The sequence below is a fragment of the Micromonospora sp. CA-248212 genome, from assembly GCF_050948405.1.
In the GTDB taxonomy this organism is placed as follows: domain Bacteria; phylum Actinomycetota; class Actinomycetes; order Mycobacteriales; family Micromonosporaceae; genus Micromonospora.
On sequence record NZ_CP192023.1, the window covers coordinates 7,121,147 to 7,134,600 of the forward strand.

At 69.8% G+C, this 13,454-nt stretch carries 12 protein-coding genes; 10 read left to right on the top strand and 2 right to left on the bottom strand.

The window, feature by feature from the left end; genetic code table 11:
- The 3 genes from ACQP03_RS33565 to ACQP03_RS33575 all read left to right on the top strand — a co-directional run bounded on the left by ACQP03_RS33565 (position 1) and on the right by ACQP03_RS33575 (position 4,424).
- Positions 1-1,641: a cation acetate symporter gene (locus ACQP03_RS33565; RefSeq protein ID WP_357131532.1), complete on the top strand. Its 1,641-nt coding sequence runs from the start codon at positions 1-3 to the stop codon at positions 1,639-1,641.
- Positions 1,642-1,965: 324 nt separating this feature from the next.
- Positions 1,966-2,730: an ABC transporter ATP-binding protein gene (locus ACQP03_RS33570; RefSeq protein ID WP_355048664.1), complete on the top strand. Its 765-nt coding sequence runs from the start codon at positions 1,966-1,968 to the stop codon at positions 2,728-2,730.
- Complete coding sequence (locus ACQP03_RS33575) at positions 2,715-4,424, top strand: ABC transporter permease (protein WP_433459707.1); 1,710 nt, start codon at positions 2,715-2,717, stop codon at positions 4,422-4,424. Before ACQP03_RS33570 ends, ACQP03_RS33575 begins: the two co-directional genes overlap by 16 nt.
- Here the strand turns inward: ACQP03_RS33575 and ACQP03_RS33580 are convergent.
- Positions 4,421-4,621: a DUF397 domain-containing protein gene (locus tag ACQP03_RS33580; RefSeq protein ID WP_357131526.1), complete on the bottom strand. Its 201-nt coding sequence runs from the start codon at positions 4,619-4,621 to the stop codon at positions 4,421-4,423. The two genes, ACQP03_RS33575 and ACQP03_RS33580, sit on opposite strands and share 4 nt — an antisense overlap.
- A complete protein-coding gene (locus tag ACQP03_RS33585; protein ID WP_357131523.1) occupies positions 4,618-5,403 on the bottom strand; it encodes a helix-turn-helix domain-containing protein in 786 nt (261 codons plus the stop codon). Before ACQP03_RS33585 ends, ACQP03_RS33580 begins: the two co-directional genes overlap by 4 nt.
- Before the next feature lie 448 nt (positions 5,404-5,851).
- Between ACQP03_RS33585 and ACQP03_RS33590 the strand changes: the two genes are divergently transcribed.
- From ACQP03_RS33590 to ACQP03_RS33620, 7 genes are all read left to right on the top strand, one after another.
- Positions 5,852-6,604, top strand: coding sequence for a flavin reductase family protein (locus tag ACQP03_RS33590; RefSeq protein ID WP_357131821.1), 753 nt, complete (start codon positions 5,852-5,854; stop codon positions 6,602-6,604).
- Positions 6,605-6,778: 174 nt separating this feature from the next.
- A complete protein-coding gene (locus tag ACQP03_RS33595) occupies positions 6,779-7,144 on the top strand; it encodes a DUF485 domain-containing protein (RefSeq protein WP_355048660.1) in 366 nt (121 codons plus the stop codon).
- Entirely contained in the window at positions 7,125-8,813 is a 1,689-nt protein-coding gene (locus ACQP03_RS33600; RefSeq protein ID WP_357131519.1) for a solute symporter family protein, read from the top strand. Before ACQP03_RS33595 ends, ACQP03_RS33600 begins: the two co-directional genes overlap by 20 nt.
- Before the next feature lie 82 nt (positions 8,814-8,895).
- Positions 8,896-9,873 carry an NAD-dependent epimerase/dehydratase family protein gene (locus ACQP03_RS33605; RefSeq protein WP_357131516.1) on the top strand — a complete coding sequence of 326 codons (978 nt, stop codon included), beginning with the start codon at positions 8,896-8,898 and terminating at the stop codon, positions 9,871-9,873.
- Between the two features lie 76 nt (positions 9,874-9,949).
- Entirely contained in the window at positions 9,950-11,164 is a 1,215-nt protein-coding gene (locus ACQP03_RS33610; protein ID WP_357131512.1) for an LCP family protein, read from the top strand.
- A 206-nt stretch (positions 11,165-11,370) separates the two neighbouring features.
- Positions 11,371-11,772, top strand: a complete 402-nt coding sequence (locus ACQP03_RS33615) for a hypothetical protein (RefSeq protein WP_357131509.1) — start codon at positions 11,371-11,373, stop codon at positions 11,770-11,772.
- A gap of 274 nt (positions 11,773-12,046) precedes the next feature.
- On the top strand, positions 12,047-13,306 hold the full coding sequence (locus ACQP03_RS33620; RefSeq protein WP_363660845.1) for an LCP family protein: 1,260 nt from the start codon (positions 12,047-12,049) through the stop codon (positions 13,304-13,306).
- Positions 13,307-13,454 lie beyond the last annotated feature (148 nt).

A 13,454-nucleotide genomic window follows, 5' to 3' on the forward strand; every position in this document is an offset into this window, starting at 1 on the left:
GTGGGCAACGACTACGTGGTTCCGGCCATCGTCGCGGTCACCCTGGTCACCGTCGGCATCGGCTTCTACGGGCTGCGACTGGCCCGGACCACGTCAGATTTCCTGGTCGCCTCGCGGGCGATCAGTCCGACCTGGAACGCTGCCGCCATCGGTGGGGAGTACCTGTCGGCCGCGAGCTTCCTCGGCATCGCCGGCCTGGTCCTCAAGTACGGCGTGGACGTGCTCTGGTACCCGGTCGGCTTCGCCGCCGGCTACCTGGCTCTCCTGCTGTTCGTGGCCGCGCCGCTGCGCCGCTCCGGCGCGTTCACGCTGCCCGACTTCTGTGAACTACGGCTCGGGTCACGCCGCCTGCGCATCCTCGCCACCGCCTTCGTGATCTTCATCGGCTGGCTCTACCTGGTGCCGCAGTTACAGGGTGCCGGGCTCACGCTGGCCACGGTGGCCGGCTCCCCGTACCCGGTGGGTGCCCTTCTGGTCGCGGCCGTGGTCACCGCGAACGTGGCGCTCGGCGGGATGCGGGCCATCACCTTCGTCCAGGCGTTCCAGTACTGGCTCAAGTTGACCGCTCTCGCCGTACCCGTGATCTTCTTGGCGCTGCAGTGGCAGGCCGATGCCCGCCCGGCGGTGACACCGCCGGACGGGCCGACGTTCCGGGCCGCGACCACCGTCGTGGTCGAGCACCGCGCGACCCTCACCCTGGCCGACGGTGAGATTCGGGAGGTACGCCCCGGCGACGAGCTGTCGTTCGCCGCCGGTGACCCGGTGCCGGAGGTGTCCGGGGTGGCCACCGACGCGGCGGACTGGTTGCTGCCCAGCGCCGCCGGCGCCGACGACCGGGGCCTGTTCGGCACGTACTCGCTGATCCTGGCCACCTTCCTGGGCACGATGGGTCTCCCGCACGTGCTGGTCCGCTTCTACACCAACCCCGACGGCGCGGCGGCACGCCGCACGACGCTCGTGGTGCTGGCCCTGGTCGGCGTCTTCTACCTGCTACCCACCCTGTACGGGGTGCTGGGCCGGATCTACACCCCGCAACTGCTCGTTAGCGGGCAGACAGACGCGGTGGTGGTCCTGCTGCCCGGCGCGGTCCTCGGTGACGGGCTCACCGGGCGGCTGCTCGCCGCGCTGGTCTCGGCGGGAGCGTTCGCCGCCTTCCTGTCCACCTCGTCGGGCCTGCTGACCAGCGTCGCCGGGGTGATCTCGACGGACGTGCTCGGCCGCGGCTCGGTACGCGGCTTCCGCTGGGCGACCGTCATCGCCGGGGGCGTACCGGCGGTGCTGGCCCTGCACGTCTCCGGCCTGGACGTCTCACAGGTGGTCGGGTTGGCCTTCGCCGTCGCCGCGTCGAGCTTCTGCCCGCTGCTGGTGCTGGGCATCTGGTGGCGCGGTCTGACCGACCTGGGCGCGGCCGCCGGGGTGCTGGCCGGCGGCGGGGCGGCGATCGGCGCGGTGCTGGTGACCGTCCTCGGCCCGCCGCTGTCCGGCTGGCCCGCCACCCTCACCGCGCAGCCGGCCGCCTGGACGGTGCCGCTGGCCTTCACCGTGATGGTCGCGGTGTCGATGGCGACCCGCCGCCGAGCACCGGCCGACGTAGCGGCCACCATGCTCCGCCTCCACACCCCCGAAGCCCTCCGCCTGTAGCCCCCCGCGCCCCCGCCCCCTCCGCCCCCCGCCCCCCGCGCCCCGGCCCCGCGCCCCGCGCCCCGCGCCCCGCGCCCCGCGATCTTGCAGTTTCTGTGGCGACAAAGACGACATCTCACGCTTATGGACAACCGAAACTGCAAGATCGGCGCCGCGAGGGCGTTGATCCACTCGGGATCACTGAAATAGGGGTGTCCGGGCGAGGGGATACCGCAGCATCACGAAACACGAGTGGATCAAGCCGGGCGGCTACGCCTCCGGAATGATCGTGCGTCCGCCTGTCGCCGGACGGCGGATCTGGCGGTCGGCGGATAACGTCGGGCCATGACTGGTGAACATCCCGCGCTCGTGCTGCGTGGTCTGGCTAAACGGTTCGACGGCACGGTCGCGGTCGCCGGTGTCGACCTGGACGTACCGGCCGGGTCCTTCTACGGGCTGCTCGGCCCGAACGGGGCCGGCAAGACCACCACCCTGTCGATGGCGGTCGGCCTGCTACGGCCGGACGCCGGCTCGGCGTGGGTGCTCGGCCAGGACGTGTGGCGCGACCCGGTCACGGCCAAGCAGTTGCTCGGCGTGATGCCCGACGGTGTCCGGCTGTTCGACCGGCTCAGCGGCGCGGAACTGCTGGCGTACCACGGGCTGCTGCGGGGGATGGACCCGGCGGTGGTCGACCAGCGGGCTGCGGAGCTGCTGGACGTCCTGGCGCTCGGCGACGCCGGCCGGACGCTGGTGGTGGACTACTCGGCGGGCATGAAGAAGAAGATCGGCCTGGCCTGCGCGTTGCTGCACGCGCCCCGGGTGCTGGTGCTGGACGAGCCGTTCGAGGCGGTCGACCCGGTGTCGGCGGCGCTGATCCGCGACATTCTCACCCGGTACGCGGCCGGCGGCGGCACGGTGGTCTTCTCCAGTCACGTGATGGAGGTCGTCGAGCGGCTGTGCTCGCACGTGGCGATCCTGGCCCAGGGCACCATCAAGCGGGTCGGCACGATCGCGGACGTCCGGGGCGACCGGTCGCTGGAACAGGTCTTCGTCGAGGTGGTCGGCGGGCGCACCGCGACCGGTGACGAGTTGTCATGGCTGTCTCGGTGAACCGGGCCACCGCGGCCACCGCACCCGCCGCTCCGGCGCGACGGGTCTCCGCGCGGCACTTCGTACGGCTCAAGCTCCGGGTGATGGGCAACAACTTCCGGGGCCAGGGCTGGCGGATCGCGATGTTCGTCGGCGGGGCGCTGGTCGGCCTCTGGCTCGCGGCCAGCGGCTTCTTCCTGTTCGCCGCGCCGGGCATGACGGGCAACGGCCGGTACGCGGTGCTGGTCGCGGCGGCCGGCGGGGGCCTGCTGGTGCTCGGTTGGCTGCTGCTGCCGCTGGTCTTCTTCGGGGTGGACGAGACACTGGACCCGGCCCGGTTCGCGCTGCTGCCGCTGCCGCGCCGCACCCTTGTCGTCGGCCTGTTCGCCGCCGCGCTGGTCAGCGTGCCGGTGCTGGCGGCGTCGATCGCCTCGCTGGGGCTGGTACTGACCGCCTGGGCGCTGGGCGGCTGGTCCGCCGGTGTCGTGGCCGTGCTCGGCGTACTCGCCGGGTTGTTGCTCTGTGTGGCCGCGAGCCGCGCGGTGACCAGCGCCTTCGCCAGCATGCTGCGGTCCCGTCGGGTACGCGACCTGGCCGCCGTGCTGTTGGCGGTGACCGCCGCGCTACTCGGCCCGTTGCAGGTGTTCGGCCTGGCGGCGCTGCGCCAGACGGACTGGACCCGACTGACCGGAGCCGCGTCGGTGCTCGGGTGGACGCCGTTCGGGGCGCCGTGGACCGCCGGCATCGACGTGGCACAGGGACGGGTGTGGGCCGCCCCGCTCAAGCTGCTGATCACGCTGGCGGCGATCGGCGCGCTGCTGGCCTGGTGGTCGCGGTCGCTGGAGTCGGCGATGGTGGGCTCGGCGACCGCCGGCCGGGCACCGGCGCGACGCGGCGTCGACGGCGGCGCGGTCGCCCAACTCTTCCCCCGGGCCGCCACCTGGGCGCGGCGGGACCGGTTCGGCGCGCTCGTCGCCCGGGAGGCCCGCTACTGGTGGCGGGACGCCCGCCGCCGAGCCAACCTGATCACCATCGCGGTGGTCGGCATCTTCGTGCCCGTCCTGATCAACGTCATGGGCGGCGACTTCGCGGCCGAGAACGCGGGGTTCACGGCGGCCGCCAGCGACAGCTCACCGGTCGTGGTCACCATCTCGCTTCTCTTCGTCGGCGTACTCGCCTCGGTCACCCTGGCCAACCAGTTCGGCTTCGACGGCAGCGCGTACGCCGCGAACGTCGTGGCTGGCGTGCCGGGTCGCGTCGAGCTGCGCGCGCGGATGACCGCCTTCTCGCTGTACGTCCTGCCGATGCTGGCGATCATCGCAGTGGTGCTGTCGGCGCTGCTCAGCCGACCGGAGTGGATCGGGCTGATGGTGGGCAGTCTGCTCGCCACCTACGGTGCGGGATTGGCGGTGAACAGTTTCGTCTCGGTGCTCGGGGCGTACTCGCTGCCGGAGACGAGCAACCCGTTCGGGATGAACAGCGGTGCGGGCATGGCGAAGGGGCTGCTCACCCTGCTGGCCATGGTCACCTCGGCGGCCGTCGCGGTGCCGATGGTGGTGGCCGCCGCGCTGCTCGGCGAGGCCTGGCTGTGGCTGGCCCTTCCGGTCGGCACGGCGTACGGGCTGGGTGCGGCCCTGCTCGGCGCTTACCTGGCCGGTGACGTGCTGGACCGACGTCAGCCGGAACTGCTCGCCACCGTCACCCCACGCCGCTAGGCGGCCGGGCCGCGAGACGCGTGGGCAGCGAGGAATCCGGTCCAGGCCGACGGGCTGAACGTGAGCACCGGCCCGGACCGATCCTTGCTGTCCCGCACCAGGACGACACCCGGCAGATTGTCCGCCACCTCGACGCAGTTGCCGCCGGAGTCGGTCGACCGGATAGAGGTGCGCCAGCGCGGCTCAATCATCGTCACGGTGTCACCTTCAGCTTCCGAATCAGGTCCATTGACGCACCTGTGGACAGTGCTTCGCCGAGCAGACTATCCCATTTGCGATCAATCAATCGGAGCGTCTGCGGTTCATCCATGACGTGTCCGCGAGCGGCATTCTCCAGGTAGAGCACCCCTTCCCCGTCAGGCAGATCGGCGAATACGAAGCCGCCACCGAACCCGACATGCTCACCGACGCTCAATGGAATGACGTGCAGCCGCACGAACGGAAGGTCCGCCACCTCAAGCAGTCGACCGAGTTGGGCATTGAGCACGGCGTGACCCCCCACGGGGCGATGCAGGCCCATTTCATCCACCACGAAGACGCAGTGCGGCGGCACCTCCCGGGACAACAGCCGTTGACGTTCCAGGCGAACCGCGACAAGTTCGTCGACCACGGCCGGCGGCTGCAATCCACCCGCCGAGATGACAGCGCGGGCATACTCCTCGGTCTGCAACAGGCCGGGCACCAGGCATGCCTCGAAGGCTCGGAGGCGCGTCGCCCGCTGCTCGTAGCCGCGCCACGGGACGAACCAGGATGGGCCGTGTTCCTGGTCCGCAGCCTTGAGGAGTTCGGCGAGGAGGCCGCCGGTGGCCAGGGCTTCGTCGGCGGCCACCGCGAATTCCATCGTCGGTCGGCGACGGCCGGTCTCGATGGCGGCCACCGTGGACGGACTCCACCTGATCAGGGTCGCCAGAGCTTCCTGGGACACGTCGGCACCGGCGCGGGCGGCCTTCAACGCCCGTACCCACATCTCGATGTTCATCCTTACCTCTCCGGTAAGTACGTGACTGCGCTGCGTAGTAAGCCCTGGAATCCTCCCGTGTCCGCGCCGCGCCGTCCAGGGTGGAGAGCACGCGGCCCGGCTGGTGGAGGCGATGACCCGGCGGTCGGTCCTGCGTCGGGGCCGTCCCGGTCACTCCCCCGGTCGGGGCGGCCCCTTGATCGAACGGGAGGAGGTCAGCCGTGCTCGGATTCATTCCTGGTCGGGGCGGGGCGCGGTGGTCGTACTCGATGAGGAACGTGGCGGCGACGGCCGTGCCGGGCGCGATCGAGCTGGCACACGGCGGTGTGGCGCGTCTCGCGCGGGCACCTGACACCCCAACGAGCGTGATGCCTGTCAGTCATCAAGATGACTCACCGGCATCACGCTCACCGAAGTGTTGCCTCCCGCCAGCCGCCGGCGGTGCGGAGTGAGTCGGCCGCACCTGCCGATGCGACCGCTGTGGCGGTGTCGCGGCTGCGGCGCGCACTGGCCCTGCCAACCGGCGCGGCTGGCGTTGCTGGCCGAGTACCGGGACGACCGCACGGCGCTGCTGTTCTACCTGGGCACGCTGATGGCGGAGGCGGGCGATCAGCTCGCCCGGCTGAGCGGGCGACCCGCCGACCTGCACGCACGCTTTCTGGGCTGGGTGCGCGGCCGGGGCGGCACAATGTTTCACGTGAATCATGAGCCGGGCGCCGAGATCCACCACACCGATCCGTTCGCGGTGCCGGCCGGGCAACGGTCGCCGGCCCGCCGGCTGCGGGGTCGGCTCGCCGCGCCGGTCACCCTCTGGACGGCGCCCGGCCCGGCGGGTCTGACGGTCGCGTCGACACTGGTCGCCGAGGGGGAGCCGGACCGGCTGCTCGGGCTGATCGACCCGGAGTCCGACCTCTGGGCCGCCGTCGAGGAGGCGGGTCGGTTCGCCGTCGCGCCGCTCGGCCCGCCACACCGGCAGCTCGCCGACCGCTTCGCCGGCCTCTTTCCCGCGCCGGGAGGGCTCTTCGCCTCCGGCGGGTGGACCGACACGCCCTACGGGCCGGTGCCGTCCGACGCCGGCGGCTGGGCGGGGTGCCGGCTGGACACCGCCCGGGAGTACGGCTGGGGCCTGCTGGTGGAGGCCACCATCGAGGCCGTCGACCTGGCCGAGGACACCACCCCGCTGCTGCACTACCGGGGGCGGTACCTCGAGCTGCCGGGCTGACCAGGGGCCTGGGAGCGCGACCGGTCACCGGGGTGACGTAGGTCACTCGGCGCACCCAGCCAACCGCTCGGCGCACTCGACGACCGGCGTCGATCTCGACCTTCCCCGGCGGGGAGCGTGCCTCCTACGGTGCGCGCAACTACCCCCGACGCCTGTGAAGGTGGTGATCCACAGATGTCCACGGACACACCCGCGCCGACCGCTTCCCAGCCGGACAAGTACCTGGCCGTACAACAGTCAGACGAGTTCGCCGGGTTGCGGCGCGCGTTGCGCGGCTTCGTCTTCCCGATGACCGTCGCGTTCTTCCTGTGGTACGCGCTCTACGTCATTCTCTCCGCGTACGCCCGGGACTTCATGGGCACGAAGCTGTTCGGCAGCAACATCAACGTTGCCCTGGTCTTCGGCCTGCTCCAGTTCGTCTCGACGTTCCTGATCGCCTGGCTTTACTCCCGGTACGCCGACCGGAAGATCGACCCGGTGGCCGACCGCATCCGTGCCGAAATCGGGGAGGTGACCCACGATGACGGTCCACGCGGCTGACCTGCTCCTCGCGGCCGACGCGACGAACCACACGGCCCGCAACCTGACCATCACGCTGTTCCTGGTGTTCGTGGCGGTGACCCTGGGCATCACCATCTGGGCCAGCCGGCAGACCAAGACGGCCACGGACTTCTACGCCGGCGGCCGCTCCTTCTCCGGTTTCCAGAACGGCATGGCGATCGGTGGCGACTACATGTCGGCCGCCTCGTTCCTCGGCATCGCCGGCATCATCGCGCTCTACGGCTACGACGGCTTCCTCTACTCGATCGGCTTCCTGGTCGCCTGGCTGGTGGCCCTCCTGCTGGTCGCGGAGCTGCTGCGCAACTCCGGCCGGTACACGATGGCCGACGTGCTGGCGTTCCGGATGCGGCAGCGTCCGGTGCGTACGGCAGCTGCCGTCTCCACCATCACCGTCTCGATCTTCTATCTGCTCGCCCAGATGGTCGGCGCCGGCGCGCTCGTCGCGCTGCTGCTCGGCATCAAGCCCGGGACGACCTTCCTCGGCATGGATGCCGCCACGGCCAAGGTGGCGACCATCATCATGGTCGGCGCCCTGATGATCATCTACGTGACCGTGGGTGGCATGAAGGGCACCACGTACGTGCAGATCGTCAAGGCGTTCCTGCTGATGAGCGGCGCCCTGCTGATGACCGTGCTGGTGCTGGCGAAGTACCACTTCAACCTGTCCGAGCTGCTCGGCGCCGCCGCCTCCGCGTCCGGCAAGGGCGACAAACTCCTGGAACCGGGCCTGCGGTACGGGGTGGAGGTCGCCGGGAACGCCACGCAGACGTTCTACAACAAGATGGACCTGCTCTCGCTCGGCATCGCCCTGGTGCTCGGCACGGCCGGTCTGCCGCACATCCTGATCCGCTTCTACACCGTGCCGACCGCCAAGGCGGCCCGTAAGAGCGTGCTCTGGGCCATCGGCATCATCGGCACCTTCTACCTGCTCACCCTGGCCCTCGGCTTCGGCGCGGCGGCGATGGTGGGTGGTCCGGCGATCATCGCGCAGGACAAGGCCGGCAACACCGCCGCGCCGCAGTTGGCCGAGGCGCTCGGCCTGGAGTTCTTCGGCGGTGACCTGGGTGGCGCGGCCCTGCTGGCGATCATCGCGGCGGTCGCCTTCGCCACCATCCTGGCCGTGGTCGCCGGATTGACCCTGGCCTCCTCGTCCAGCCTGGCCCACGACTTCTACGCGAACGTCCTGAAGAAGGGCGAGACGTCCGAGCGCCAGGAGGTACGGGTCGCCCGGATCTCCGCCCTGGTCATCGGCGCGATCTCGATCCTGCTGTCGATCTACGCGCAGAACCTCAACGTGGCGTTCCTCGTGGCGTTGGCCTTCGCGGTCGCCGCCTCGGGCAACCTGCCGGCGATCCTCTACAGCCTGTTCTGGAAGCGGTTCAACACCTCCGGAGCGGTATGGGCGATCTACGGCGGTCTGATCTCGGCCGTGGTGCTGGTGTTCTTCTCACCGGTGGTGTCGGGCGCGGCGACGTCGATGTTCCCGGACCATGACTGGCAGTGGTTCCCGCTGTCCAACCCGGGCATCCTGTCCATCCCGTTCGGGTTCCTCTGCGGGTTCGTCGGCACGCTCATCTCGAAGGAGCACGACGAGGACAAGTACGCCGAGCTGGAGGTCCGCGCCCTCACCGGCGCGGGTGCGCACTGACGCGCTAGCTGTTAGGAAGGGCCCCCTGTACAACGCCAGGCGTTAGCAGGGGGCCCTTCCTTCAGTCGGTAGGCTGACCGGCATGAAGGTTGCTACGCGCTTTGGGTCTGGTCACCGCGTTCTTGTCACCGGCGGCGCCGGTTTCGTTCCGTCGCACCTGGTCGACTCGCTGATCGCCCGCGGGTGCACGGTGGTGGCCCTGGACAACTTCGTCACCGGTTCCAAGGAGAACGTCGCCCACCTGCTGGACCGGCCAACCTTCACCCTGGTCGAGGCGGACCTCTCCGACGGCCTGCCGACGCACCACCCGGCGCTGGCCGAGCGCTTCGACGCGATCCTGCACATGGCCTCGCCGGCCAGCCCCACCGACTTCGCCCAGCTTCCGGTGGAGATCCTCCGGGTCGGGTCGGTGGGCACCCTGCACCTGCTGGACCGCGCGGTCGCCGACGGCGCCCGGTTCCTGATGGCCTCCACCAGCGAGGCGTACGGGGACCCGAAGGAGCACCCGCAGCGCGAGACCTACTGGGGCAACGTCAACCCCATCGGCGTCCGCAGCGTCTACGACGAGGCGAAGCGCTTCTCCGAGGCGGCCACCATGGCGTACCACCGGTACCGGGGGCTGGACGCCGCGATCGTGCGGATCTTCAACACGTACGGCCCGCGGATGCGCCCGGACGACGGTCGCGCCATCCCGACCTTCATCTCCCAGGCGCTGCGTGACGAGCCGATCACCGTGCACGGCACCGGCAACCAGACCCGATCGATCTGCTTCGTCGAGGATCTGGTGCGGGGCATCCTGCTGCTGCTCGACTCGACCGAGACCGGGCCGGTCAACTGCGGTACCGAGCACGAGATGTCCATGCGTCAACTCGCCGAGTTGATCGTGTCACTCTCCGACAGCAACTCGGAGGTGACGTACATCACGCGCAGCGCGGACGACCCAGAGATGCGGCGCCCCGACCTGACCCTCGCCCGTGAACTGCTCGGATACGAGCCGGCCGTGACGCCCGAAGACGGCCTGCGACGCACGATCGAGTACTTCCGGGCGCGGCTAGGGTAACCGGCTCGCGGCGGACCGCCGATCGCTGAGTGTCACCTGAGGGCGGTAGTGGCCCTCGCTACGTACTCTGAGTTGCATGTCAGCGACCCCTGCCGGCGTTCCCCACCCGTACCTGCACCGCAGCGCCGGGCGCGCCTCGGTGCCCGGCCCCGACCGGGGCGCCTCCGGACGCGCGCGTCCGGCCGAGGCGCGCTTCTACCCGTCGTACGACGATCGGCAGGTCGGCCCCGGCGGGCCGACGGGACCGGGCGGGCCGGGTGGCGCCGGCGGGTCGGGACGGCGTGGTCCCCGCCCACGCTGGGGGCGGATCGGCCTGGTGGCGGGCATCGCGGTGCTGGTGTTGGCGCTGCTCGGCGGCCTGGGCGCGTGGCTGTACGCGCGCGGCCTCAACAACGACCTGGCCCGCACCGATCCCTTCGCGGAGATCACCGGCGGCCGTCCGGCGAAGCCCGTCGACGGCGCGTTGAACATCCTGCTGGTCGGCAGCGACTCCCGGGACCCGGACGCGCCGGTCGACACCAAGAGCCAGTGGCGGGCCGACACGATCATCGTGATGCACATCCCGGCCGACCATAAGGAGGCGTACCTGGTCTCCATCCCGCGTGACCTGTACGTGCCGATCCCGGAGAGCGCGGGCGCGGACTGCGGCTCCGGCCGGCGCGCGAAGATCAACGCAGCGTTCGCCTTCGGTGGCCTGCCGCTGGCGGTCCGTACCGTCGAGTGCTTCAGCGACGTCCGGATCGACCACGTCATGGCGATCGACTTCGGCGGGTTCAAGGAGGTCACCGACGCCCTCGGCGGGGTGGACCTGAAGGTGGAGCGGACGATCACCTCGATCCACAAGCCGTACCGGACGTTCACCAAGGGCACCAACCACATGGACGGCGCGGAGGCGCTGGACTGGATCCGGCAGCGTAAGCAGTTCCCGGACGGCGACTTCGCCCGGATGCGGCACCAGCAGGACTTCCTGCGGGCGCTGATGGACAAGGCGGCCAGCACCGGCACCCTGGCGAACCCGAAGAAGCTCAACGACTTCCTCAAGTCGGTGACCGCGGCGGTGACCGTCGACCAGGGCTTCTCGTTGACCGATATGGCGGTGCAGTTCCGGAGCCTGCGTGGTGAGAACCTCACGTTCCTGACCAGCCCGAACTCGGGCAGCGACACCATCAACGGCGAGTCGGTGGTGGTGTCGGACCGGGAGAAGGCGCTGGCGATGTACAAGGCCATGTCGGCGGACACGATGGCGGACTGGGTGAAGGCCAACCCGCCGAAGAGCAACGACGGCGGCTGAGCCTCCTCTCCTGCCCCCACTCCGTAAGTGTCTTGACCGTCCATTGGGGATTGTCTTAGGTTTGGGCCTCGCACCTCGATCAATGACAACCACGGACACGGCAGGGGCCCTGGCCGGGCGAACCGCTTGCCGGGCGTCTCGATCGAGGGAGGCGCCCGGCATCGCTTCGGGTCGTTGCCCTCTGCCACCAAGGCGAGGAGAAGTCGATGACAGGCAAGCTGCACAAGGCGTTAGGGGCGACGGCCGCCGCCGCGCTCATCACGGGGGCTGGCCTGGCAGCCACCGCCGCACCGGCTCAGGCTGCCGCCCTCGGGTGCCCGTACCCCTACACGTGCCTCTCCGACCAGGACAAGGTCATCGATCACAAGTACCAGGTCGTGACCTCGGGCTTCCAGTCCATCTCGAACGGGGTCGATGTCGTGTACGGCGCCAACAGCCGCAACGACGACGTTGTGTACGTCCGGTACACCACCGGGCTGATCAAGTGCATGGCCGCCGGCAAGCCCAACACCCTCTACGACGTCGGGTACTACGGGATCCCCAACGGGATCCGCATCGACTCGGCGTCCACCTGCGCGTACGGGCCGATTCCGCCAGCGAGCAAGTAGACCCTGCGGGGGTCCGACCCATCCGGGTCGGGCCCCCTTTTCGCGCGTGCCACACCAGGTGCCGCGCCAACTTGTCAGATAGAATCGGACATTAGGGGCATTGAGGCGTTCGAGCCGATCAGGCCATCGCTGCCTCGCCTTTCTGGTCATCGAGTGGGGGCGATCGCCTGGTTGACGGTGCCTGGCGAGCGAATTGAGTCCAGATGAACTCGCAAAGTCGAATTGATGTACGTACAGTGGTGCCGCCCCCTCCTGATCACGAGCTGGAGCACGAATGCCGGTTCAGGCCAGCCGTCGCCCTCCGTCCACTACATCCGCCGCGCAGAGCGGTCGTATCGCCGCGTCCATACCGGTGCAGCCCGGCCCGTCGGGCGGCGGCCCGGGCGGTCGTCCGCCAGGTGCCGGCGACAGCCGGACAGGCGGCAAGGGGCCGGCGAAGAAGCGGCCCCGGCGCAAGGATCCGCTCTGGGCCCGCCTGACCGTGATCTTCGGTGCGGTGCTGATGCTCAGCAGCGGGGTGGCGATCGTCGGCACGAAGGTGCTGGTCGGTCAGGCCACCGGTGACATCGCCCAGCGCAACCTGCTCGGCGACGCCGGCAAGACCGACGCCGAGGGTGGCGCGAGCCTGGACGGGCCGATCGACATGCTGCTGCTCGGCGTGGACGCCCGGGAACGCTGGGCCGCCGACGACGTCCGGTCGGACAGCATCATCGTCCTGCACATCCCGGCCTCGCACGACCAGGCGTACCTGATCTCGATCCCCCGCGACACCGAGGCGCAGATCCCCCCGTTCAAGAAGAGCGGCTACACCGGTGGCACCGACAAGATCAACGCCGCCTTCCAGGCCGGTGCCCGCAACGGTGGCGGCTGGGAGGGTGGCGCCCAGCTCATGGCGCAGACGATCAAGCGCCTCACCGGCATCAGCTTCGACGGCGCGGCGATTATCAACTTCGGGGGTTTCAAGAACGTCATCGACACCCTGGGCACCGTGCGCATCTGCGTGACCCAGGAGGTCACGTCGCTGCACATGAGTTATGTCGACGGTAAGCCGATGTGGAACGCCGACGCCAAGAAGACCGGCAAGACGATGAAGCCGGTGGTGCACAAGAAGGGCTGCCAGGAGATGGAGGGTTGGGCTGCGCTCGACTACTCGCGGCAGCGCAAGACCCTCCGCAACGGCGACTACGACCGGCAGCAGAACCAGCAGCAACTGATCAAGGCGATGGCCCGCAAGGCCAACGACGGCGGCATGCTGACCAACCCGGCCAAGATGAACTCGTTGATCAAGGCAGCCGGCAAGGCCTTCGTCCTGGACACCGGCGGCGTGCCGATCGAGAACTTCATCTTCACCATGCGTGGCGTCACCGCCAACGAGTTGACCATGTTGAAGACCAACAACGGCAGCTTCAACGGCAACGGCAACAACCGTGAGGCGTTGAACGAGGAGACGATGGCGATGTTCGAGGCGGTCAAGCAGGACAAGCTCGCCGAGTTCGTCTTCACCCACCCCGAGGTGATCTCCGGCCGGAAGTGACGGCCAAGTCGCGGAAAGCCCGGCGACCGTTCCGTCACTGACCGTAGCCTGACGTGAGCAAGGTTCACGTATCGGCTGCGGGGAGGCGGTCACGTCCAGGTGGGGACGGAACGCGGCCGGCCGGGCACACCCGGCCGGGTCGCGCCGC